General features: G+C 72.5%; 18 protein-coding genes and 1 pseudogene. 11 read left to right on the top strand and 8 right to left on the bottom strand.

Annotated features, from left to right (window positions below; translation table 11 throughout):
- Window positions 1–143 precede the first annotated feature (143 nt).
- Together IE170_RS07755 and IE170_RS07750 are read left to right on the top strand one after the other, a co-directional pair.
- Window positions 144–1067 carry a LysR family transcriptional regulator gene (locus IE170_RS07755; RefSeq protein WP_189808552.1) on the top strand — a complete coding sequence of 308 codons (924 nt, stop codon included), beginning with the start codon at window positions 144–146 and terminating at the stop codon, window positions 1065–1067.
- A 263-nt stretch (window positions 1068–1330) separates the two neighbouring features.
- Window positions 1331–2545 carry a phospholipase D-like domain-containing protein gene (locus IE170_RS07750; protein WP_189808551.1) on the top strand — a complete coding sequence of 405 codons (1215 nt, stop codon included), beginning with the start codon at window positions 1331–1333 and terminating at the stop codon, window positions 2543–2545.
- A 41-nt stretch (window positions 2546–2586) separates the two neighbouring features.
- On the opposite strand, the gene IE170_RS07745 is transcribed toward IE170_RS07750, so the two are convergent.
- The 3 genes from IE170_RS07745 to IE170_RS07735 form a co-directional block, all read right to left on the bottom strand.
- Window positions 2587–2841, bottom strand: coding sequence for a hypothetical protein (locus IE170_RS07745; protein WP_189808550.1), 255 nt, complete (start codon window positions 2839–2841; stop codon window positions 2587–2589).
- A 292-nt stretch (window positions 2842–3133) separates the two neighbouring features.
- Complete coding sequence (locus IE170_RS07740) at window positions 3134–5083, bottom strand: helix-turn-helix domain-containing protein (RefSeq protein ID WP_189808549.1); 1950 nt, start codon at window positions 5081–5083, stop codon at window positions 3134–3136.
- Between the two features lie 130 nt (window positions 5084–5213).
- On the bottom strand, window positions 5214–6578 hold the full coding sequence (locus tag IE170_RS07735) for an MFS transporter (RefSeq protein WP_189808548.1): 1365 nt from the start codon (window positions 6576–6578) through the stop codon (window positions 5214–5216).
- Window positions 6579–7138: 560 nt separating this feature from the next.
- Between IE170_RS07735 and IE170_RS07730 the strand changes: the two genes are divergently transcribed.
- Both IE170_RS07730 and IE170_RS07725 read left to right on the top strand, forming a co-directional pair.
- The gene (locus tag IE170_RS07730) at window positions 7139–7495 is read left to right on the top strand and encodes a hypothetical protein (RefSeq protein WP_189808547.1); all 357 of its coding nucleotides are present in this window, start codon (window positions 7139–7141) and stop codon (window positions 7493–7495) included.
- Window positions 7473–11012 (top strand): tetratricopeptide repeat protein, encoded by a 3540-nt coding sequence (locus tag IE170_RS07725; protein WP_189808546.1) that lies wholly within the window; start codon window positions 7473–7475, stop codon window positions 11010–11012. The genes IE170_RS07730 and IE170_RS07725 overlap by 23 nt, the downstream gene beginning before the upstream one ends.
- Before the next feature lie 72 nt (window positions 11013–11084).
- Here IE170_RS07725 and IE170_RS07720 read toward each other — a convergent pair whose 3' ends face one another.
- Window positions 11085–11879 carry a 3-hydroxybutyrate dehydrogenase gene (locus IE170_RS07720; protein WP_189808545.1) on the bottom strand — a complete coding sequence of 265 codons (795 nt, stop codon included), beginning with the start codon at window positions 11877–11879 and terminating at the stop codon, window positions 11085–11087.
- A 350-nt stretch (window positions 11880–12229) separates the two neighbouring features.
- Between IE170_RS07720 and IE170_RS07715 the strand changes: the two genes are divergently transcribed.
- The 7 genes and pseudogenes from IE170_RS07715 to IE170_RS07690 all read left to right on the top strand — a co-directional run bounded on the left by IE170_RS07715 (window position 12230) and on the right by IE170_RS07690 (window position 17657).
- Window positions 12230–13069: a DUF1206 domain-containing protein gene (locus IE170_RS07715; RefSeq protein ID WP_189808544.1), complete on the top strand. Its 840-nt coding sequence runs from the start codon at window positions 12230–12232 to the stop codon at window positions 13067–13069.
- Window positions 13070–13306: 237 nt separating this feature from the next.
- A pseudogene (locus IE170_RS32470) lies at window positions 13307–13449 on the top strand (IS5 family transposase); the annotation flags it as partial.
- 197 nt (window positions 13450–13646) lie between these two features.
- Entirely contained in the window at window positions 13647–14132 is a 486-nt protein-coding gene (locus IE170_RS07710) for a CBS domain-containing protein (RefSeq protein ID WP_189808543.1), read from the top strand.
- Between the two features lie 493 nt (window positions 14133–14625).
- The gene (locus IE170_RS07705) at window positions 14626–15063 is read left to right on the top strand and encodes a hypothetical protein (RefSeq protein ID WP_223855651.1); all 438 of its coding nucleotides are present in this window, start codon (window positions 14626–14628) and stop codon (window positions 15061–15063) included.
- Between the two features lie 372 nt (window positions 15064–15435).
- Window positions 15436–16236 (top strand): MEDS and STAS domain-containing protein, encoded by an 801-nt coding sequence (locus IE170_RS07700; protein WP_189808541.1) that lies wholly within the window; start codon window positions 15436–15438, stop codon window positions 16234–16236.
- Window positions 16233–17198, top strand: a complete 966-nt coding sequence (locus tag IE170_RS07695; RefSeq protein WP_189808540.1) for an anti-sigma factor RsbA family regulatory protein — start codon at window positions 16233–16235, stop codon at window positions 17196–17198. The genes IE170_RS07700 and IE170_RS07695 overlap by 4 nt, the downstream gene beginning before the upstream one ends.
- A gap of 225 nt (window positions 17199–17423) precedes the next feature.
- Window positions 17424–17657: a hypothetical protein gene (locus tag IE170_RS07690; RefSeq protein ID WP_189808539.1), complete on the top strand. Its 234-nt coding sequence runs from the start codon at window positions 17424–17426 to the stop codon at window positions 17655–17657.
- A 234-nt stretch (window positions 17658–17891) separates the two neighbouring features.
- Here IE170_RS07690 and IE170_RS07685 read toward each other — a convergent pair whose 3' ends face one another.
- From IE170_RS07685 to fxlM, 4 genes are all read right to left on the bottom strand, one after another.
- Window positions 17892–18665 (bottom strand): PIG-L deacetylase family protein, encoded by a 774-nt coding sequence (locus IE170_RS07685; RefSeq protein ID WP_189808538.1) that lies wholly within the window; start codon window positions 18663–18665, stop codon window positions 17892–17894.
- A gap of 41 nt (window positions 18666–18706) precedes the next feature.
- Window positions 18707–19555 (bottom strand): glycosyltransferase family 2 protein, encoded by an 849-nt coding sequence (locus IE170_RS07680; protein WP_189808537.1) that lies wholly within the window; start codon window positions 19553–19555, stop codon window positions 18707–18709.
- 62 nt (window positions 19556–19617) lie between these two features.
- Window positions 19618–20466 (bottom strand): hypothetical protein, encoded by an 849-nt coding sequence (locus IE170_RS07675; protein ID WP_229884634.1) that lies wholly within the window; start codon window positions 20464–20466, stop codon window positions 19618–19620.
- 14 nt (window positions 20467–20480) lie between these two features.
- Window positions 20481–22853, bottom strand: a complete 2373-nt coding sequence (gene fxlM, locus IE170_RS07670; protein ID WP_189808535.1) for a methyltransferase, FxLD system — start codon at window positions 22851–22853, stop codon at window positions 20481–20483.
- Window positions 22854–22869 lie beyond the last annotated feature (16 nt).

Raw genomic sequence — 22869 nt, 5'->3', positions numbered from 1 at the left:
TCCTTCAGTGGGGCGAAGCGGGAATGCCGCGCGTTTTTCGCGGCCGCCTCCACTCTCCGGTTTCGGTGGGAGCGGCAGCAATGCAAAGATTGACACTCAGTCATTGCCCCAAACGCAAAAATGCAGTTCAGGAAAGTACTTCAATGGACCTCAACCTGCTGCGCGTGTTGGACGCCCTGCTCCAGGAGCACAGCGTGACCCGCGCCGCGGAGCGGCTGGGCAGCTCGCAGGCGGCGGTCAGCCGGGCCCTGGCGCGGCTGCGCCGCACCGTCGGCGACCCGCTGCTCGTCCGGGCCGGCCAGGGGCTGGTCCCGACCCCGCGCGCCGTGGAGCTGCGGGAGGAGGTCGGCGCGCTGCTGCGCAGCTGTGACCGCGTGCTGCGGCCCGGTGCCGGGTTCGACTCCGCGCACCTCCGGCGCACGTTCACGGTGCAGGCCGCCGACCTGATGCTGGTGGGCGTGGCCGGGAGCCTGACCGAGCGGATCCACGCGGAGGCCCCGCAGGTGGACGTCGTCTTCCTGCCGGAGGCGGTGGAGGGCGGCCCGGGGCTGCGGCAGGGCTGGGTGGACGTCGAACTGGGCGTCCTCGGACACCTGGACCCGGAGATCCAGACCCGGCCCCTCACCCGGATGCCGCTGGTCGGCATCGCCCGCAGCGGGCACCCCCTCTTCGACGGGCCGATCGACGCCCGCCGCTTCGCCGCGGCCGACCACATCGGCATCTCCCGACTCGGCAAACGCCTCGGGCCCATCGACAGCGCCCTCGCGGCACTCGGACTGCGCCGCCGGACCGCAGTCGTCGTACCCAGCCACACCAGCGCGATGATGCTGGCCCGGGACACCGACCTCGTCGCGCTCAGCCCGGCCGGCTGGCTCCCCGACACCGTCGCGGCCCTGGGCCTGCGGACGTTCCCCGTCCCCCTCGACCTGGAACCCCTGCACCTCGGAATGGCCTGGCATCCCCGCAACGCGACGGACCCCGGTCACCGCTGGTTCCGCGAGCACGTCGCCTCTGCCGTCCTGGCCCCGCCCGGAGCGGGGCCGGCCGCCGCCCGCCTTCCCGGCTGACCGCACCGGCCTACGGGGCGCCGAAGGGCCGGGACCGCAGGATCACCGGCCGCAGCTGTACGGCCACCCGGAGGCGGTCCCGCAGGTCCTGCGGACCGTGCCGTCAGCCACCGCACGCCCGCTCTGCCGGCCGGACAGCGGACTCGGCCCCCGCGACCCACTTCCCCGGCATGTGCCGCTACAGTCGCCGTGCGCCGTGGCGTCCCGAGCCGGGCCGGGCCTGCCGGGCACGTGTCTTCGACGCCGGGCCCGGAAGGAGCAGGATGACCAGCACGGAGCGCATACCCGCGCCCGCGGACGGCGGGCAACGCGGCGGAAATGCCGGTGACCGGGCCGCGCGGCTGCGGCGGCGGCTGGAACGCCTGATCGGCATCGCGGCGACCGAGGGGAACGCGCTGGTCGCGCTGCGCAACGGCGACGAGATCTTCCCCGCCATGCTGGACGCCATCCGGTCCGCCGAGTACACGGTCGACATGATGACGTTCGTGTACTGGCAGGGCGACATCGCCCGCCAGTTCGCCCACGCCCTGTCCGAGCGGGCCCGGGCCGGACTGCGGGTACGGCTGCTGCTGGACGGCTTCGGCAGCCGGCTGATCGAAAAGGACCTGCTGGACGACATGGACCGGGCCGGTGTCCAGGTCGCGTGGTTCCGCAAACCGCTGCATCTGTCGCCGCTCAAGCAGAACCACCGCTGCCACCGCAAGGTCCTCGTCGTCGACGAACAGACCGGCTTCACCGGAGGCGTCGGCATCGCCGAGGAGTGGTGCGGCGACGCCCGCAACCCGCACGAGTGGCGGGACACCCACGTCCAGGTCCGCGGGCCGGCCGTGGACGGCATCGCCGCGGCCTTCGCGCAGAACTGGGCCGAGTGCCACGACGAGCTCTTCGACGAACACGACCGCTTCACCGACCACCGGCCTCAGGGCGACGCGGTCGTGCAGGTGGTGCGCGGCTCGGCCAGCTTCGGCTGGCAGGACATGCAGACCCTGATACGCGTCATGATCGAGTCCGCGGAGGAGCGGTTCCGGCTGGCCACCGCCTACTTCTCCCCGGACGCCTACTTCATCGACCTGCTGTGCGCCGCCGCACGACGCGGAGTCGAGGTGGAGATCCTGCTGCCGGGCCCGCACACCGACAAGCGGGTCTGCCAGCTGGCCGGACAGCACTTCTACGAGGATCTCCTCGCCTGCGGGGTGAAGATCCACCAGTACCAGCCGACCATGATGCACGCCAAGGTCATCACCGTGGACCGCACCGCCGCCCTCGTCGGCTCGACCAACTTCAACCGGCGCTCCCTCGACCATGACGAGGAGGTCATGCTCGCCGTCCTCGACGAGGAGTTCACCGCCACTCTGGACGCCCACTTCGACGCCGACATCACGGCCAGCACGCGCATCCGGGCGGGCCGCTGGAAGAGACGCTCCCTCCTGCAGCGGACCCGCGAGGCCGCCGTCCAGCCCATCCGCCGGTTCCTGTGAACCAGAGGACACGGGCGCGAAAGGGGCGCGCCTCCGGCCGGCTACACCTCGTTGAAGCCACGCGCCGCGTCGTAGATGTCGAGTTCGATGACGACGACGTAGAAGCTGGTGACGACGTAGTGGACCATGACGTGGTCCTCCCAGACTGAGCGAGTCACTGTGTCGGTCGTGTAGGCGAGGTGGCTGCCGGCACCTTCGGGGTCGGCTGCGATCCTGTCGACCAGACGCAAAAACGCCTTGCGATCTTCGGCCGGCATGTAGTCGCGGAACCGCACAACCTGCTCGGTGAACTGCACTCGTCTCTCCATCGAGGCAGGACTCTACGGACACGGCGGACGCCCCCGCCATGGAGTTTCGGCCTGCCCGCAGGGCAGCGCAGGCGGCAGCTTCCTCCCGAGTGCCGGAGACCAGGCCGGCCGCGCTCACCGCCTGGCAACGGGACCGCCGCGCCACGTCGGGACTGCGGTGTCTCGCCAACCAGCACGGCAACACGGTCGTCGTCCCGGCCCGTGACTGCGGCCGTTGGCGGGTGCCTCCGCCGCCCGCACCCGGCTCGCCGCCTCGGACCGCCTGCTCTCAACGCAGGACTCAGTCGCCGTCGGCGCCGTGGCCGCCGTTCTTCCGGGACAGCCGGTGGAGACGGAGGGCGAGCTGGAGCTCCAGGGCGCTGTCGGGGGTGTTCCAGTGGGGGCCGAGGAGTTGGGCGACGCGGTCGAGGCGCTGCACGACCGTGTTGACGTGGACGTGGAGGGCGTCCTTGGCGCGGGCGAGGCTCGCGCCCTGGGCGTAGTACGCGTGCAGGGTGCGGACGAGTTCGGTGCCGCGTTCGGCGTCGTAGGCGAGGACGGGGCCGAGGACGCGGTCCACGTACGCGGCGGTGTCCGCGCGGTCGCCGAGCAGGACGCCGATGAAGCCGAGGGCGGCGGCATCGGCGCCCTCCCCGGTGCGGCCCAGGGCGTGGAGCGCGGTGAGGCACCGGAGCGCCTCGGCGTGGAGGGCCGCGTGGCGGTCCGGGGCGGTGCCGGGCCCACCGGTGCCCACGGTGACCGGTGCGCCGATGCTCCGCGCAAGGCCGGCGGCGAGGTCGCGGGCGAGGATTCCGGGGCTGTCGCAGGGGACGAGCAGGACGGTGCGGCCCTGGCGTGTGCCCGCCAGTCCGCCGAGGCCCCGCGCCACACGGGCGGCCTCCGCCACGAGCTGGGCGCGCAGGGCGGGTTCACAGTCGGCGACGGCGACGGCGTGGGGGCGGGCGAGGTCGACGCCGAGGCGCCGGGCGCGCAGGGTGAGGCTGCCCGGGTCCCAGTGGGCCGAGGCGGCGGCGCCCGCGAGCAGGTCGTCGAGGAGTTCGCCGCGTACCCGGTCCTCGGTCTCGGCGACCGAGCGGCGGACCAGCAGCAGCATCGCCGTGACGAGCGCCGACCGTTCGAACAGCCGGCGGTCCGCCTCCGGCAGGTCCTCGCGCCCGGTCAGCACGATGCTGCCCAGCCGCTCCGCGCCGGCGAGGACGGCGCAGGTCCAGAAGCCGTCGGTCCGGACCGCCCGGCCCTCGGCGTGCGAGGCCGCCAGGCTTGCCGCCGAGGGCGTGACGGGTCCGGTGCCGACCCGGGCGAGTTCGCTGCCGTCGGTGTCGTGGACGGCCACTCCGCCGCCGAGCAGGGCCGCGATCTCGGCCGCGACCTCGTCGGTGCCGGCGCCGCGCAGCACCAGCTTCGAGAGCCGGTCGTGGGCGTCGGATGCCTGGTGCAGCGCTTCGCTGTGGGCGCGGGCGGTCGCGTTGGCGGCTTCGAGCCGGGTGAGGGCGGTCTGTGCGGCCTCCAGGCGGCGCGCGCTGTCGATGGCGACGGCGGCGTGGTCGGCGAGCGAGGCGAGGAGGGCGATCGCGTCGGGGGTGAAGTCGCGCGGCGTGCGGTTCGCCGCGAAGAGCACGCCGATGACCTCCTCGCCCAGGCGCAGCGGGACACCGAGGATGCCGCGGAGCCCTTCCTCGGCCACGCCGTCGTCGATGGGGCCGGTGTGCCGGAAGCGGCGGTCGGTGCGGTAGTCCGTGCTGGCGTACGGGCGGGCGGTCTGCGCGACGAGGCCGCCCAGGCCCTCGCCCATGCCGAGCCGCAGCTGCTGGAAGGCGGCGGAGACGGACCCTTCGGTGACCCGCATGAACGTGTCCTGTGCGTCGGGGTCGTTGAGGGTGAGGTAGGCGACGTCCGAGCCGAGGAGGGTCCGGGCGCGCCGGACGATGGCGCGCAGGACGGCGTCGAGGTCCCGCAGTCCGGCCAGGTCCCCGGCGGTGTCGTACAGCGCGACCAGCTCCGCCTCCCGGCGCCGGTACTGGTCGAGCACCCGCCGCACCGCCAGCGCGGCCCCGCAGGTCTCCTCGATCCAGGCGACCTCGTCCGGAGCGGCTCCGCCCGCCCGGGCCTTGGCGGGCTGTGCGGCGAGTTCCTCACCGGGCGCGCCGGAGGCCAGGAGGTCGAGCATGCGTCGCGCGGCGGCCTCGGTGGGCGACGGCGTCCGGGCGTCGGTTCGACGGCCGGCGGTCATGGGGCCTCCTCGAGGGCGGACGAACGGACAGGCAGGCGGACAGGCGGGCGGAGGTGCTGCGGGGGTGCGCCCGGCCCGCCGTCACGACTCCCATCATGACGGCGGGGTACGAGCCCGCTGCCGGGCGGTCTCAACGGTCTGCCGCGGCTGCGGCAGGGACCTCGTCGCGGCTGTTGCGGCTGAGGTCGCGGCCGAGGGTCTCGCGGGTGACGGCGACCGTGACGGTGGTGACGACGGCCGCCGCGCAGAGGTAGATGCTGATCGGCGTCGAGCTGCCGTGGTCCTTCAGGAGCTCCACCGCGATGATCGGGGCGAGTGCGCCGGCGAGGATGGAGGCCAGCTGGGAGCCCATGGAGGCGCCGGAGTAGCGAACCTTGGTGTCGAACATCTCCGAGATGAACGCGGCCTGCGGCCCGTACATCGCGCCGTGCAGCAGCAGACCGGCCGTGACCGCCAAGGTGATCACCACGAACGACTTCGAGTCGACGAGCCCGAAGAAGACGAAGGCCCACACCGCCATGCCCGCCGAGCCGATCAGCGTGACCGGGCGGCGGCCTATCCGGTCGGAGAGCGCACCCCACAGCGGAATGGCCACGAAATGGATCGCGGAGCCGATCAGGACGGCGTTCAGCGCGGTGCTCTTCGGCAGTTCCAGGTGGACGGTGACGTACACGAGGAGGAAGGAGGTGAGGATGTAGTACGAGATGTTCTCGCCGAAGCGGGTGCCGATGGCCGAAAGCACCTCGCGCCAACTGCGCCGGAAGACCTCGACGACCGGTGCCTTCTCCTTGGCGCCCGCGGCAGCCGCGGCCTCGGCCTTCGCCTGGGCCTGAAGGAACACCGGGGACTCGGAGACGGAGACGCGGATCCACAGGCCGATCACCACGAGCAGGCCCGACAGCAGGAACGGGATGCGCCAGCCCCACGCCTGGAAGTCGGACTCCGACTGGACTGCGGCCAGCAGCGCCAGGACGCCGGTGGCGAGCAGGTTGCCTCCGGGCGCGCCGGCCTGCGGCCAGGACGCCCAGAAGCCGCGGTGCCTGTCGCCGCCGTGCTCGGAGACGATGAGGACGGCCCCGCCCCACTCACCGCCCAGCGCGAAGCCCTGGACGAGGCGCAGCACCGTCAGCAGGATCGGCGCCCACACGCCGATGGTGTCGTACGTGGGCAGCAGGCCCATCGCGAAAGTGGCGCCGCCCATCATCAGGAGGCTGAGGACGAGCAGCTTCTTGCGGCCCGTCTTGTCGCCGTAGTGTCCGAAGACGATGCCGCCGAGCGGGCGCGCGGCGAACCCGATGGCGTACGTGATGAAGGCGATCAGCGTGCCCACCAGGGGGTCGGCGCTGGGGAAGAACAGCGTGTTGAAGACGAGCGCGGCGGCCGAGCCGTAGAGGAAGAAGTCGTACCACTCGATGGTGGTGCCGATCAGGCTCGCTCCGACGATTCTCCGGATGCCGGATGGCGCCGGTGCGGCGGCCGTTGCGGGGGAGGTCATGTGCACCACTTCCGGGGGTCTGCGGGGACGTCCGTGTGGCCACACCATAGGAACACGCAGGTCAGCGGCGTATGTGGCGGACCACCACAGTTACGGGCCGCGACATGCCCCCGACCACCACAAGGGACCCTGCTCGGCCTGTGGCGCGTGTGTCTGGCGGCTCCGGCAGAGCCCGCCGGATATGCCCAGTGCGGCCCGGTTTGACAAACGCCGGTGCTCCTCTGAACCGGATGTGCGGCTGCCTTGAGGCATCGCGGCGACGGCAGGCAACGGACCGGGGCGCGGTCGGGCCCACCGCACCCGGACGGATGTCTTCCGTATCGCGTGCGCCGTCCCGACGGCCAGACCCCTGCCGACAGGCCCTGCCGGCAGTCATCACGCCACCCGCTCGCCCCGCACGCAGACGGCTGCGCCCGCCCCGGCGGTCTGCCGGCCCGGAATCCGGGAAACACCTCACGGGCGGCTGTCCGGCTCGAATATGGTGCGATCGTCAAGCCGGCGTGAGGAGGGGCGTGTGATCGATGGCTGAGATCCCCGCACAGGCAGTACAACGGGCCGCATTGGCAGCCGTGGAACGCGTCGGCGGCAGCGACAGCCTGCGCGCGGACGTCCTGGCCCGCCTACACTCCCCCGACGGCGGCGCGCAGAGCTACCTCGACCTCGTCGAACTCGCCTCACTCATCGTCACCGTTGCCAGTTCGGGCTGGATCGTCGTCCAAGACCTGCGCAAGCGGGGAGCCGACCTGCGCCGCGAAGTCCTGACACGGCGCATCCGCATCGAGCTGGACAGCGACGGGACCGTGTCCGCCGCGGAGCGGGACGCGGTCATCGAGGCAGTCGTGGAGCAGATCGTGCGCGAGGGCACCAGCCGGCAGGAGCACGGCCAGGAGCAGAGTGGCACAGGTCAGCTTCCCTGAACCCGGACGGGCCGTCGTCCTCCCTGCCGAGGACGACCTTGCGTTCCTCGGCGACACGGGGCCGGCCGACCTGCGCTGGTATCTGGAGGACTATCCGCGTGCCCCGTTCGGCGAGTACGCCGAACGGGGCAAACGGATCGCGGCCGGGCTGACCGACTGGGGCCGGTCGATGTTCACCGGCGTCTTCGGCAGTGCCTCCGACCGCTACCACACGTGGCGCACCTCGCCGGCTCCCCTGCTGGAACTGCGCTCCAGCAGCCCGGCGTGGCTGGGCCTGCCCTGGGAGCTGATGGCCGACCCTGCGCGCCCCACCCCGCTCGCGCTGGACGGCGTGCGCTTCACCCGGATGCTGGACACATCCGACAGCATCCCCGGCTTCGGTGTGACCGGACCACGGCTGCGGGTGCTGATGGTGATCTCCCGTCCGTCCGGAGCACGCGATGTGGCCTTCCGTACGATCGCCCGGCCCGTGCTCGCGGCTGTCGACGGCGGCACGGTCGAGGTCGTCGTCGTCCGGCCCCCGACGCTGGACGGCCTCGCCGACGCCCTGGCCGCCGCTGCGGACGAAGGACGGCCCTTCCAGGTCGTCCACCTGGACTGCCACGGCGAACTCGCCGACGAGGCCGTGCTCCTGTTCGAGAAGCCGGGTGCGGGTGCAGAGCGCGTCCGTACCTCGCAGGTGGCGCGGGTGCTCGCCGACGCCAGAGTCCCCGTCGTCGTGCTCAACGCGTGCCAGTCGGGTGCGGTGGGCTCCGCCCTGGAGACGGCAATCGCGACCAGGCTCGTCTCCGACGGCGTCCTCGCCGTCGTGGCCATGGCGTACACCGTGTACGCGGTCGCCGCAGCGCAGTTCATGACAGGCTTCTACGCGAACCTCTTCGCTGGCGGCAGCGTGTCCGATGCGGTCGTCGCCGGACGCGCCAGAATGGCCCGCCACCCGGACCGCCCCGCCCCCATGGGACGCATCCCCTTGCAGGACTGGCTCATACCCGTGCACTACGCCCGCTCCGAAGTGCGCTTCCCCCGCTTCGGCGTCCCCGCCCCCGGGACACCGGGCAGGGACCCCCTTGAAGGGGTCGGAACGTTCGTCGGACGCGACCACGAGTTCCACGAGCTGGAGGCATCGGCCGCCGCCCGCTCCGCAATCCTGCTCCACGGTACGGCGGGCACAGGGAAAACGGAGCTGGCAAAGGCATTCGGCCGCTGGTGGCGCGACACGGGCGGGGTTCGGGAGCCCGGACACGTCGTGTGGCACACCTTCGAACCCGGGCTTCCCGCCCTCGGCGCCTCTGCGGTGGCGACGGGCATCGGGATGCGCATCCTCGGTGCACCCTTCGCCGCCGCGGATGAAACCCGGCGGCACACCATGGTCCGGGAACTGCTGCGCCGTGAACGGCTGCTGCTCATCTGGGACAACGTCGAGGCACTGGAGGACGAGCACCTCACCGGGATCAGGGAGTTCCTCGACGACCTCGGCTCCAGCGTCGTACTGATGACAAGCCGCACGCCAGAAGGCCGCCTCGGCGAGCTGCGCCGGATCGAACTCACCGGACTGTCCGCCGAGGAGAGCTCCGCCTACATCGACGAACTCCTCGCCCCGTACCCCGATGCCCTCCCGCGGCGTGCCGCTCCGGCCTTCGCCGAACTCCTCACATGGCTCGGCGGGCACCCCCTGACGATGCGTATCGTCCTGCCCTACCTGGACACCACCAACGCTGACGTCCTCCTCGCCGGGCTACGCGGCACCACCGCGCTGCCGACGGGATACGGCACGGGCCGCACCGGATCACTGACCGCAAGCCTCACCTACTCCACCGCCCGGCTGACCCCCCGTACGCGCAGCCTCCTCGCCTCGTCCGCCCTGTGCCACGCTGTCATCGACACGGACGTCCTTGCCCTGTTGTCCGCCTCCAGCGCCTCCGGACGTTTCCACCGCATCACACACGAACAGTGGACCGCCGCCCTGGCCGAGGCCGCCCACGCCGGGCTGCTCGTCGCACTCGGCGGTGGCATGTACCGGTTGCACCCCGCACTGCCCGCACACTTCCACGACCAGTGGCGAGCCGAAGCCGCAGGCGAAGGCGCGGACTTCGACACGGAACTGCGCGCCGCGAAGCACTCCTTCGTCTGCGCCATGGCGAACTTGGCCGGCTGGGCGTACACACAGATCCAGTCGGGCAACGCAGCGACCGGGCACACCATCGCGGTGCTCCACGCAGCCAACCTCGTGCACGCGCTCCGCGAAGCGCTCAACCAGCAGCGGTGGCCTGCCGCACAGCAGCTCGGCCGGCTGCTGCACACCGAATGGGTCCGCACCGGCCGCACCGGAGAACTGCGGCACTGGGCCGACAGGGTCCGGCTGGCCGTCGAGGACGACGAGGGCAACCCGCCCCGGACTCCTGAGGAGGGCATCGGACTCTGGCTGATGTTCGTCATTGCCGAGCTGACCGTCTTGCCGCTTTCGGACTTCGCCGCCGCCGAGGGCCTCTACCACCGGGCATACGCCCTGCTGCTCACCCAGAGCGACGACGAACCACGTCGGCGCCTCATGGCCGTCATCTCCTACGAACTCGGCAGGATCTACATCCAGGCGGGACGCCTCGACGAGGCCGGACAGTGGCTGGACCGGGCGCTCACCACCGCACGCGAGGTCGGACACCAGCAGAGCACCGCCACCATCCAGCTGTCGTTGGGAGACATCGCGGTCGCCGAAGGCCGCTGGAACGACGCCGACAGCTGGTACGAGCGCGCCCGGGTCCTGAGCGAAGCCGGCCAGAACCAGGACGGCACCGCAACCGCGCGGCAGAAACTCGGGTGGGTGGCATGGATGCGCCGGCGCTGGGACGAGGCCGAACAGCACTACCGCGCAGCGCTGGCGATGCGCCAGGCCCTGCAGGACCGGCCTGGCCAGGCGGCCGCGACACTGGCGCTCGGCGAGGCCGCCCACTACCGGGGCGACCTTGACACCGCCGAGCAGCTGTACCGCGACGCCCTCGTGATCCGGGAGGAACTGGGCGACACCGAGGGCACTGCCCGCGTCGACTACATCCTCGGTGAACTGGCCCACCAGCGGGAGCGCTGGGATGAGGCTGAAGGGTGGTTCCGCCGCAGCATTCCCGCGTTCAGCGCCACCGCCAACCGCTCCTCACTCGGAACGACACACCACGCCCTGGGGCGGCTCGCCGAGGCACGCTCCCGGTACGCCGAAGCTGAATCCTGGTACCGGAAGGCCCTCGCCGACTTCGAAGAGACGGACAACAGGCCCGGCACTGCGACCAGCCACGGGGCGCTCGGGGCACTGGCCGAGAAACAGGGCGACCTTCCGGCAGCACTGGAACACGTCGTACGGTGCGTGACGCAGTTCGACGACTTCCCCAGCCCGGGTGCGGGGCCGGGAGCGGAACACCTCCGCCGCCTCACCGCCGCTCTCGGTCTCGACGCCCTGTCCCGTGCGTGGACCGCCGTGACGGGCGCAGAGCTCCCGGCTTCCGTCCACACGTACGTCATGGCCGGCTGAACCCCGCGCAGTTCGGCCGCGTGCGGGTGCGCCGGCCCGTGCGGTGCATCCGCGCGCGGGAAGGAGGGGGCGTCAGCCGGCGGTCCAGCCGCCGTCCAGCGGCAGGGACGTCCCCGTGAGGCAGCCCGAGTGGGGCCCGCACAGCCACAGCACCGCGGCAGCGACCTCCTCGGTCTCCAGAAGCCGCTTGACGGGCGAGCGGGCCAGCATGACGTCCGTGAGGACGTCGCCCTCGCTGATGCCGTGCGCGGCGGCCTGGTCGCGGACCTGGCCCTCGACCAGCCGGGTGCGGACGTACCCGGGATTCACGCAGTTGCTGGTCACCCCGTGGGGAGCGCCCTCGAGTGCGGCGACCTTGCTCAGGCCCTCCAGGGCGTGCTTGGCGGCGACGTAGGCGGACTTGTAGGCGCTGGCCCGCAGCCCGTGGACGCTGGAGACGTTCACGATCCGGCCCCAGCCGCGGGCGTACATGTGCGGCAGCGTCCTGCGCATCAGCAGGAACGGGGCGGTGACCATCACCTTCTGGATCAGCTCGAACCGGTCCGGCGGGAACTCCGTGAGCGGCGCCACGTGCTGGAGGCCGGCGTTGTTGACGAGGACGTCGACCTCGGCGGGCAGCAGGTCGATCGCGCCCGCGTCGGCGAGGTCGGCCACCTGCGCCCGGCCCCCGACGGTCTCGGCGACGGCCCGTGCCGCATCGGCGTCCCGGTCCACCACGTGGACGAAGGCCCCCGCCCGGGCCAGCGCCAGCGCACAGGACCGGCCGATGCCGCTGCCGCCACCGGTCACCAGGGCCGTGCGGCCGGTGAGGTCGGTGCCGGCGCCGGGTGGTGGCAGAGGGTTCGGGGTGGGAAAAGTCTTCGTCATGGCGGGAACAGTAGAGAGAGCCGCCCGCTCGGCCCATGGACGCGTCCACCACAGTGTGCAGTGGTGCAATGGCGCGCAACACCACAGGTGCAGGGCAGCGTGCGCAGGACGGAGCGCCGCGTTCTCGGATGGGTGGCTGTCGTTGCGGCGGTGCTCCGGCTGCGGCGCCCGGCGCGGCCGGGTCAGTCCCAGACCATCGACGTGCCGCCGGCCAGGCAGAGGGACGTCTCGCCGGTGCGCTCCAGCCAGTGGGTGACGAGGGCGACGAGCACCTCCGTCAGCCGGGCCTGCAGTGCGGCCACCACCGTTTCCGCGAGGCGGCGAGGGGCAAGCGGACGGGGGAGGTGGGCATGAACACTCGTACGCTTTCGTTCCCTTGGCGCGCCAAGGCGCGTGGTGCGGCGAACAGTTCGGCGGTCGGCATCGCGGCACGGTGGGGCTTCGCCGCCAGGGGCGTCCTGTACGTGCTCGTCGGGCTGATCGCCCTGCGGATCGCCTTCGGTGATTCGGGCGGGGAGGCCGACCGGGGCGGTGCGCTGGCCGTGCTGTCGGCTCAGCCGCTGGGGTCGGTCCTGCTGTGGGCCCTGGGGGCGGGTCTTGCCGGGATGGCCGTATGGCGCCTGTCGGAAGCCCTGTTCGGTGCCGCCGGCGAGGGCGGGCACAAGGCGGGCAAACGCCTGGCGTCGGCGGCGCGCTGCGTCTTCTACGCGTTCGTCGCGTACTCGGTGCTGATGTTCGCCGCCGGCGAGAGCGGCTCCGGCTCCGGCTCCGGCGACCAGCAGTCCAAGGACGTCACCGCACGGGCACTGGACCTGACAGGCGGCCGGTGGCTGGTGGGCCTCGCCGGAGCCGGCATCGTCGTCGCCGGCGTGTGGATCGCCGGCCGGGCCGCGCTGCGCAAGTACCACAAGCACCTGAAGCTCGGCGCGATGTCCCGGAAGGAACGGCGGTTCACGGACGTCACGGGTGTCGTCGGGGGAGTGGCGCGCGGCGCCGTCTTCGCGGTCGCCGGCGTCTTCGTCACGCGCGCCGCCCTGACCTACGAGCCGAACGAGGCCAAGGGCCTCGACGACGCCCTGCGCTCCTTCGCCGAGACGCCGACGGGCCCGTGGCTGCTGGCTCTCGTCGCCGCGGGCCTGGCGTTCTTCGGGCTCTTCTCCTTCGCGATGGCACGGTGGCGCCGGGTGTGACCGGCTCTCCGCCGTGCCGGGAGATCAGGCAGGACTCGTCAAGAGGTCGACAGTGCCCTTTGCGCCTTCTCCGCTCACATGGGTTGGTCAGTCGGCGGGTCACGGCCATGCGGCGCGCCCCGTAGTGCCTTGTGGTAGGCGAGGCGGCCGAGGGTGGAGGCGGAGAGCGGATCCTACCTCGCGCCGGCAGCCTTGCTGCCACTGGTCGAGTCGGCCGATTCGTCCCCCCGCGACCTCCGCGACCCCACGACCAGGGGGTTCGTGGTCCAGCCCCGCCGCGGGTCGTCGAGCGAACGTTCGGCCGGCTCATGAACCACCGCCGCCTCGCCCGCGGCTACGAAGCCCTCCCGGCCCGTTCGGAAGCCATGATCCACGTCGCAAGACCCACCCGGGTTTACGGTAGAGGAGTGGAAAGGTTGCCACGCTCCCACGGTCCGGACCGGGTGCCGGCCATCTCGCCGGATGCCTTCCTCGAAGCCGCCTTCGCGCGCCCGCCCTCTCCGGCGGCGTCGCCCCGCAGCCTGGCCTGTCGCTGCCGTGCTCGGCCGGGCCCGTGCCTCAGGAGGTGAGGGCTGTCGTGCATGCCCGCGATCTGGCTGAGCCGTATCCGTTCGTCACGACGGACGACGACGCGGTGGCCGCGGCCCGGCTGCTCGCGCAGGAGTCGCTGCCCGCTCTGCTCGTGTTGGACTCCGACGGCCAGCCCTACGCGATCGTTCCCGGATCCCAGGTGCTGCGCCAGGCACTGCCCGAGTACGTGGTCGACGACCCCCTGCTGGGGTCCGGGCTGCACGGCAACGCGGACCGCGAGGTCGCACAGCGGCTGGACGGCCTCACCGTGGCCGAGTGGCTGCCGCGCCGCCTCTTCCCGCCCCTGTACGTCGGGCCCGACGCCCTGCCCATGGAAGTCGCCGCGCTCATGGCCCGCACCCACAGCCCCCTGGTCGCCGTGATCCGGCGAGACGGCGACCAGGTGCACCTCCTCGGCTCGGTGACCGCCGCCCGCCTGATGAGCTTCTTCCTGACGGGCACGGGCACGGGCACCACACCTCCTCCCGAATGACCTGCGCTCCGTCGAGGAGATCCGCTTCCCCATGGCGGAGGCACGAGGGCTGTCCGGGCGGCCGGCCGGTTAGGAGGCCGGGGTGGACGTCCGCTTCCCGGGGTAGGTTGGTGGTAGCCATTGGTGTGACCCGCGCTGCCGCATCCCCCTGAGCACGGTGGGGTGCTTCCGGTACGGACCTCCTCGATTTCGTGGCCCCGGATGGTCGCGTGCTTCCTTCCCGTTCGCGGAAGGGGAGGGCTTTTCCTTCTACGGAACGGGCAGCCATGAACCGGCACACCCCGCAGTCCCCCCATGACCTGTCGCGTGCCCCTGCCCGGGTTGGAACCCGATGCCGGCAAGGGCCGCCGGAAGCGGTACGGGCCTGCAGCCCCCCTCTGGCCGGCCTGCTTCCTCCTCCGGCAGGGGCCGCGTCGTGAACGCGGCTGAGGGCTCCGGCCCGGGCCGTGGGCCTGCCGCTCCTGCTTCGGGGATGTGGGCTCAGGTGTCGGCCTTGGCGGCCGAGGCGGGGCAGCTGGTGCAGGACGGGGCGTGGGAGGTGGCGCCGGAGGATGCGGAGCTGGCCTGTCGGGCGGCGGAGGACCTGGCCGCGGCCGTCGGCCCGCCGGCACGGCAGCAGGAGCTGTCCGGTCTCGAGCGGCTGGAGCACCTGCGCGAGGCCTTGGCCGTCCTGGCCCTCACCACCGCCCGCACCCACGGATACCTGGCATGGTTCCTGGCCGGGACCAGCACTGCGCTTGTCCCGGTGCTGCGCTGGCGTGCCCTGACGGCGGAGCCGGGCCGCTCCTTCGGCACGGTCCTGCCCTCTGCTGCGGAACTGACCGACGCCGAGGAAGCGGTCCGCCACCTCCGCTCTGCCCTCGCCGGGATAGCCGGCATGGCGGACGGCGGGAACACCGCGGCGGCCAGGAACCCCGACCCCCTGCCCTGACGACGGCCCGCTCCGCGCCGGCAAGGCCGGAGCCCCAGCTCAGCAGCTGTTGCCGCCTCGGGCAGCGTGGGCCTGCCCCCTTGGTGGTCGCGCTGCTGGTGTCCGAGGCGTCTCCGGATCCGGCAGTCAGGGCGCCCGCCGAGCCATCCGACTCTCCTTCGCGCCCAGCGACCCCGTGCTGCTCGATGCCGCCCGGGACGTGCGGCCTGTCCGGCTCGCTCGGCCTCTCGTCGGCCAGTGGTTCGCCGACGCAGGGATGGGCAGGTGTCGGGTGGAGCATGGAAGCGACGGATACGGCTGTGCGGGTGGTGGCTGCGGCCCAGTATTGTGCTGTGGCCCCAGGTCACGTCGGCGTTTCGGAAGGGGGTCGGGGTGAGATCGGTGCGGGCTTTGGCGACGCTGGACGAAGTCGAGCTCGGTGACCACGTCTGCTGGCGCATGGACCCGGCCGACGCGTTCGCCGGTGCGCGTTCCTACGTGGCCGATGGAGCTCTGTACGGGGACAAGGTCGTGGTCATCGGCTCGCTCGGCACCGATGCTGTGCGACGGGACCGCCTCCCGACAACCTCCGTGATCCTTGATTTTCCGAACCCGGCCGATACCGACGTGATGCTGGCCGCGGTACGGCGGGAAGCAAGCGCGGCGGTGCGCGAAGGCTTCCGATCCGTACGTGTCCTCGCCGAGCAGACCCCGCTGGCGGAGCCCCGCGACACGGAGGCCCTGCTGGCTCGGGAGCTGAAGCTCGAGGAGTTCGCCTCCGAGAGCGGGGCGATCGTGGTGTGCGCGTTCAGGGCCGCGCAGTGGGAGACGTCCACGCTGGAGCAGGCGGCGTGTGTGCATCCGCAGGAGACGGGCACACGTGCTGCGCGTCCGGCGTTCCGGATGTTCAGCACAGGCACCGACAGCTGGGGTGTGGACGGAGTGGTCGATTCGGAGTGCGCGACCGCGTTCAACGCCGCGGTCCGCGCGGTGATACGCCGCACCCCCACGGTGAAGCTGAGGTTCGACGCCGTGGAGATGATCGATGCCGCCGGCATGCACGCCCTCGTCGATGCGGCCCGTCACCTCCCGGACCGCCGGATCGTCGTGGAAGGCGCCAACGAGATCGTGCGCCTGTGCTGGGACCTCGCGGGCTACGCCACCGAGAGCGTGCCGGTGGTGATGGCGGCATGACCGCGACCATGCCCTCGACGCCGGACCGTCCCGACGGCGCCCCGTTCCGCCACGAGCTGTACCCCTACCGCGGGGAGGACCAGTTCCTGACCGGGACCCTGAGCTACATCCACGAGGCACTGGAAGCCGACGAGGCCGTCGTCGTCGCGGTCCCCGAGGACAAGACCTCGCTCCTGCGTGGTGAACTCGCAGACGAACCGGCCGTCACCTTCGTCGACAGCACGACGGCGGGCCCGAACCCCGGCCGGCACATCGCCGCCTGGTCCGCGTGGATGAACCAGCGCGGTGAAGGCGGCAGGCCCGTACGGGGAATCGGGGAAACCGCCTGGCGGCAAGCGCGGAGCGCCGCGCACCTCTCCGAGCTCCGCTACCACGAATGGCTGCTGAACCGGGCCTTCGCACGCAGCTCCGCCTGGTCGATGATGTGCCCCTACGACGCGGCCGACGAGGACCAGGACGCGCTGCGGTCGCTGTCCCGCTGCCACCCGCAGATCCGCCGCGACGGCCAGTACGCGCCCAACGAGGACTACCTCTCCGGCAAGGAGTACAGCTTCGCTGCCCTGGCCGACCCGTGCGATCCGTTCCAGGAGCTGAGCTACACGCACGGCGACCTGGCCGCGATCCGCTCGAAGGTCTCCCAGTGCGCCTTGGACGCGGGCGTCCCCGAGGACCGGATGCCGAAGCTCGCCGTCGCCGTCACCGAGATCGCCACGAACAGCATCCGTCACGGCGGCGGCCGCGGAACCCTGCGCACCTGGGCCCAGGACGAGACGTTCCTCTGTGAATTCCGCGACTCCGGCTACATCCCCGACGCGATGATCGGCCGCAGCCGCCCCGAAGCAAGCCAGATCGGCGGCCGCGGCCTGTGGCTGGCACACCAGCTGTGCGACCTCGTCGAAATCCGCTCCACGCCCGACCTGGGAACGACCATCCGCCTGCACATGGACGCCGGACAGCGGTAGAAGCCGCCATCCTGCCCCGGCATGCACCGGGCCGCCTCGTCGACGGCGCCCGGGCGCGCGCCCGGCCTCACGGCCCCCGCGCCCCGACCAGTTCCGGCATCGCCGATCGGGCTCGCTCCGGCCGCTCGGGGCACCGCTTCGAGGGGCTGCGGTTTACCACGCCGAGTGTGCCGCGCGAGCTCGAACGTTCGTTCTGGGGGAGTCGCGGGCGAGTGGCCGGATCGAGTGGCCGCCGCCCGCCGCGAGCTCGCCGAACACGGGCCACCGTGGAGTCCCGAAGGCCGTCCGGACTTCGCCACCGTCCCGCTGCCGGAGCGTGACCGTGATCAGGTACGTGACGTCCTGGTGGAAGAGCGAGTCGGCACGGTCGTCGAGATCGGGCTCGCCTATGCCGGCTCGGCGCTGGCGATCGGCGAGGCGCTGCTGCGCACCGGTTCCGAAACCCGCGGCATGTGGTGACCGACCCGTTCCGGTACACGGCGTACGGCCGGCGGGCGTTGTCGGGTGACATCAGCTCGGGCAGTCGGGCGGGTTCGACGAAGTCGACCGCCTCGATCTCGCCTGCGCGGGGCCGGATGGCGGCGATCTGCTGGTCGTCCCACGTCCCGCCGTCGAAGACGTGCAGGACCTCGCCGGGAAACCGCGTGGCGGGGCGCGCGTTGGCGCCGGCGGCGGAGACCCAGTCCACGGCAGTCAGGCGAGAAGCCGGGACGGATCGCCCGCGACGGGGCCGGGGGTGAGCCTGGTGAAGGACTCGGTTCCGATGATCTCGTTGCGTTCGGATTCGGGCAGGCGGGCGAGGATGCCGGGCAGGGGCCGTTCGCGTGCGACCTCCCCCTGGTGGGCAAGGACGGCCGCCCACTTCACCCCGGCCCACGGGCTGACGTCGACGGTCGTGGTCACATACGCGTCAGGGACGGTGAGCACGCTCTTCCCGACCCTCTCCAGCAGGGTCCCGAGCCGGCCCACGCCAGCCTCCGAATGCGTGGCCGCGTACAGCGCCGACGGTTGCCAGGGGGCGCCCGCCTCGGGGTAGAGGGGCTCGAGACCGGCGGCCCCGACGGCGAGCAGGGTGATCTGGTGGGTGCGCACGTGGTCGGGGTGGCCGGTCAGCTGGCCGACCGCGTCGTGAGTGACGACGACCTCGGGGCGGAAGTCGCGGATGTGGGCGACGAGACGGCTGACGGCCTCGTCGAGGGGAGCGTCGACGAGGCGGGACTCACCGGGGGCGGACTCGGGGTTGCGGGCATCGCCGTAGCCGAGCAGCCGCGGGGGACCGGCGCCCAGGACAGCGAGGGCCGCGGCGAGTTCGGGCGCGCGCCTGCTGGCCGACGCCCAGGTGGCGGTGACGACACCGGTGCGCGCCCCGCCGGAGTGGTGCTGTGCGAGTACGCCGCCGGCCAGGAGGCTCTCGTCGTCCGGGTGCGCGAACACCCCCAGCAGCGAGGGCAAGGGCGGGCTGTTCATGACGACGGGGTCTCCTCGAAGCGGTGGACGGGGCAAAGGGGTCAGATGACCGGCGGCCGCCCGGCGGCAGTGAGCCGGTACACGGTGCGCCGGTTCATCGGGCGCCGCGTCTGCGTACGCCGGGTCGCCCAGCCCTCGCGCATCCCGCGCAGCGTCTGGGGCAGTCCGCCGCCGCGTACGGCCCGGGCCAGGGTGATCACGGTCCACGTGCCCAGGTAGAGGGGAATGAGCGGGGCGGGGAGGTTGCGGTGGGCGATCCAGATCCGGTTGCGGGCGGCGAGCCGGTGGTACAGCGCGTGGCGGGCCGGTGTGGTGAGCGGGTGGTGCATACGGATGTCGGCCGCGTACCAGCCGCTCCAGCCCGCCGCGTACAGCCGCCAGGCCAGGTCGGAGCCCTCGTGGTACAGGAACAGGCTGCCTTCCCAGCCGCCGACCTCGTCGAAGGCCTCCCGCCGGATCAGGACGACGCCCTCGGTCATCGAGGTGACCCTCCCCGGCCGGCCCGGGTTCGCCGCCCGCAGCCGGGGGACCCAGCGGCGCGGGGTGGTCACATCGTCCGGGCCCGTCAGCCGGGGTTGCACCCAGGCGGCCTCGGGATGCCGCTCGGCCTCGGCGACCAGCCGGGCGAGGACGTCGGGGCGGGGGAAGGCGGCGTCGTTGTCGAGGAAGTACAGCCAGTCGGCCGGATCGCCCGCCTCGTGCAGCGCGTCGGCCCCGGCGTTGCGACCGCCGGGGATGCCGATGTTCTCGGGCAGGCACACGGTGAGCGCACCAGGTGGCACGACCTCGGGCTTGCAGCCGTTGCCGACGACCACCACCCGCACGTCGACGCCGCTCTGGGCGAGGAGTGTCGCCTGCGCAGCTGCTTCCTCCACAGGGCGATCGTTCATGGTCAGAACGACGACGTCGACGCGTGGGCGGGCCACGGGTTCCTCCAGGCTGTCGGGTCCGGTCAGGGCGTGGGACGGGGGGTGCCGGTGAGGTGCTCGGCCTGGCGGGCGACGAGCGGGGCGAGGTGAGGGCGGACGCCCCGGAAGCACGCCTGGAGAAGTTGTCCGAGGGCGATGAGCTCTCCGGTCCGGCCGGCGTCGGTGTCCAGGGCGTGGCCGAACGCGCGACGGATCCGGGCGGCGGTCGCCGGCGCGGCCGGCGAGTACGCGTGGAGCAGGCCGAGGCCGTAGCCCGCGGGCACCATGCCCCCGTTCTCCCAGTCCAACAGGACCAGGGGCGCACGCGTCAGGTTCGCCCGGTGCAGATCGGCGTGCCCGGTCGTCGTCTCACCGATTCGGATGGGGTCGATGCCGAGGAAGCGGCGGAAGTTCCGGTCGACCCGGTTCTGCCGTACCGATTCCCGGTCGGTGGGCACCGCCGCGAGCGTCCCGAGCGCGGACTTCAGCTCCGACCACCACGAGTCGGGCAGAGCGATGTCCTGGTCGAGCGCGGGAGCGCCACTGGTGACCGGCTGGCCGGAGACATGCTCGGTGAGCTCCGCCCGGTAGGCGACGTCCGGTGAGGTCCAGTCGGGAACGCCGCGAAGCCGCGGACGCGGTACCGACCGCGGCACATGCGTGTCAGCGATCGCCGTCCCCTCCCACAGCCGTCCGCCCGCCTTGCCGACCCCGGCGCAGACTATGCGCAGCCGGCAGTCCCCGGCCCGCCGCCCCAGGGTGCGGCCCTGCCACCCCCACACCTCCGGCCCCGACGCGGACACCCAGAACCGCTTCGCGGCGGCCGCGTGCGCGCGACGCATCCGGTCGAGCTCGCCCCGCTCTGCCGGGGCGGCGAACACCGTCTGACGCACGGCCCGTTCCACCGTCACACCCCCTCCGCCACGACGTCGGCCTCAGGACGGTCAACGGGGCCGGGCAGCACCGCGTCACGCCCCGGCCACCGGAAGACCAAGCGGCAGTGCAGCTTGTCCAGGACGTCGCCGGCGGGCAACGCATCGTCGGGCGTGCCGGCCGGGTGGACCGTCAGGACGGGATCGGCATGCTGGTCGTTGTCGTCGGCGCGGATGTGGCGGGCCCAGGCACGGACCGTGGCCACCAGCCGCTCGGCGAGCTCGGGCCCCTGCTCGCCGAAGGCGCGCACGACCCACTCCCACTCCTTGCCCTGCGGGCTGTCGCCGCCCTTGGTCTGGACGTGGAGCAGGTAGGCCAGCGACGCCTCGCCGACGATCGCGGGGGCGTCGCGGTTCTTCGCGATGCCGGTCATCCCCTCCTCCGGGCCCTGGTGGGCCACCAGGCGGCAGAAGCCCGACAGGGTGGTGGCCGCGTACAGCTGAAGGGAGCCGAAGTAGGAGTTCGCGCCCATGGTCACGCCGGTCGCGACCTCGTGCCGCCGCCCGCGCAGCGCCTCCTCCAGGCCCTCCGTGCCGGCGGCGGAACCGTCGTCGAAGCGCAGCGCCAGCGCTCCGCCGAGCAGGGAGACGACCAGGGCCGGGCGGGCCTGCTGCCCCTGGTCGCGGACGAAGCCGCAGTTGGTGAAGCGGCGGGCGTGCAACACCTCGCCACGCCGCTCGAACGCGATCGCCCGGGTGTAACCGCCCATCTCCAGCGGCATGACCAGACGCCCGCCTTCGGCCAGCTGCTCGCGCCAAGCCGGGGCGATGTCCCAGCAGTTGTAGGTGATCACGCTGCCGTCGAAGCCGCCGCGGGGCACGAGGTCGGCGGGTGCGCCAAGTGGGGCGTCGGCTTCGACGGCGGTGACGCGCCCGCTGCCGGCCTCCGTGAGGAAGGCGCGGGTGCGGCGTACGACCCACGGGTCGATGTCGACGCTGACCACGCGGCCTTCCGGCCCGGCGGCGTGGGCGATCAGCTCGGCGTTGTAGCCACCGGACCCCGCTTCGAACACGATCGCACCCGGCCCGAGACGCAGGCTCTCGAGCATGTCGGCCTGCAGCCACGCCGCGGACACCGAGCTGATCGCCGTCCCGGTCTCGTCGCGTCGGGTGATGACCGCCCGGTCGCCGCCGTCGTACGCGGCCGCCAGGTTCACCTCCGGGGCGAAACGATGGCGGGGCACCGTGCGCAGCGCGTCGCGGACGGGCTCGGACGGGGCCCAGCCGCCGTCGATCACCGTCTGGGCCATTGCTTGGCGCAGCCGGACGGCCTCACCCGGCTCACCCGGCACGGGCGGCCGATCGGCGGCGAGCGGGTAGGAGACCACAGGCGGCAGATCCGGGATGACGCCGGGCCACACGCTGTCGATCGCGAGGGCGGCCGGGACGAAGACGTCCCCGACGCAGGCGAGAGCGTGCAGGTCGAAGAACTCCCAGCGGACGGACTTGTCCGCCTCCGCATTGGTCAGCGTTCCCGTCCACGCGGTGATCCGGACGACGGCCGTGAGCCGCGGGATGCCGTGGCTGTCGTCCACCAGCATCGTCACCGTGTGTGCATCCGCCGGGTCGGCGACCAGGCCCGTCTCCTCGGCGAGCTCGCGGACCGCCGCGGCGGCGAAGTCCTCCGGGCCGGAGGACTTGCCGCCGGGAAGCTCGAGCATGCCGCGGCGGGACCGGCCGAGCAGGACCCGGCCGGCGTCGTCGGTGACGACCGCGAGGGCGCCGGTCAGGGCATGGGCGGTGGCCGGCCGCTTCTCGACGGCCCTCGTGTCGGCGTGGCAGGGGCCGCGCAGGACCAGGACGGCCAGGCCGTCCGCGTCCAGCCGCTCCACCGTCTCCCAGCCGGCGGCGAGCACGGCGATCTCGTCCTCGTCCAAGGCGATCCCGCGCCGCTCCTCAGGCGTGTTCGCCGCCACCGGCGTGATCACGACGAGAGCGCCGCCGTCCCGCAGCCGCTCACCCAGCCCGTGGACGACGCGCCCCCTGTCCTGCACGAACGGGTACATCAGGCGGAGCGTGACCAGGTCATACCCCTCTTCACGCAGCTGGGTTGGGTCGCCGCGCTCGATGTCCAGGTGCAGCCAGCGCACGCCCTCGACGCCGGCGTGCTCCTCCCGGGCCCGTGCGAGCGCGCTGTCCGCGAAGTCGCACGCGTCCACGGTGTAGCCGAGGGCGGCGAGGTAGGCGGCCAGCTCGCCGGTGCCACATCCCACATCGAGCGCCAGGCCGCCGCCGTTCGGGACGGGGGTGTGCTCGGCGAGGAGCTCCCGCTCCCGCTCACCGACCTGCCGGAAGTTCCGGCCGTCGCTGTAGTGCTGCTCCCACTCGTCGCGGGCGGTGTGCGTCAACGTGCTGCTCCTCGTG

This window comes from Streptomyces toxytricini, assembly GCF_014649915.1.
GTDB classification, from domain to species: Bacteria; Actinomycetota; Actinomycetes; order Streptomycetales; family Streptomycetaceae; genus Streptomyces; species Streptomyces toxytricini.
This window is presented reverse-complemented; position numbering and strand designations above follow the sequence as displayed.

Excerpts from the sequence above, each read along its gene's own strand:
- IE170_RS07720 (WP_189808545.1), bottom strand. The coding sequence starts at position 11,879 with ATGACGAAGACTTTTCCCACCCCGAACCCTCTGCCACCACCCGGCGCC.
- IE170_RS07715 (WP_189808544.1), top strand. The coding sequence starts at position 12,230 with ATGAACACTCGTACGCTTTCGTTCCCTTGGCGCGCCAAGGCGCGTGGT.
- IE170_RS07750 (WP_189808551.1), top strand. The coding sequence starts at position 1,331 with ATGACCAGCACGGAGCGCATACCCGCGCCCGCGGACGGCGGGCAACGC.
- IE170_RS07755 (WP_189808552.1), top strand. The coding sequence starts at position 144 with ATGGACCTCAACCTGCTGCGCGTGTTGGACGCCCTGCTCCAGGAGCAC.
- IE170_RS07695 (WP_189808540.1), top strand. The coding sequence starts at position 16,233 with ATGACCGCGACCATGCCCTCGACGCCGGACCGTCCCGACGGCGCCCCG.
- IE170_RS07680 (WP_189808537.1), bottom strand. The coding sequence starts at position 19,555 with ATGAACGATCGCCCTGTGGAGGAAGCAGCTGCGCAGGCGACACTCCTC.
- IE170_RS07685 (WP_189808538.1), bottom strand. The coding sequence starts at position 18,665 with ATGAACAGCCCGCCCTTGCCCTCGCTGCTGGGGGTGTTCGCGCACCCG.
- IE170_RS07740 (WP_189808549.1), bottom strand. The coding sequence starts at position 5,083 with ATGACCGCCGGCCGTCGAACCGACGCCCGGACGCCGTCGCCCACCGAG.
- IE170_RS07735 (WP_189808548.1), bottom strand. The coding sequence starts at position 6,578 with ATGACCTCCCCCGCAACGGCCGCCGCACCGGCGCCATCCGGCATCCGG.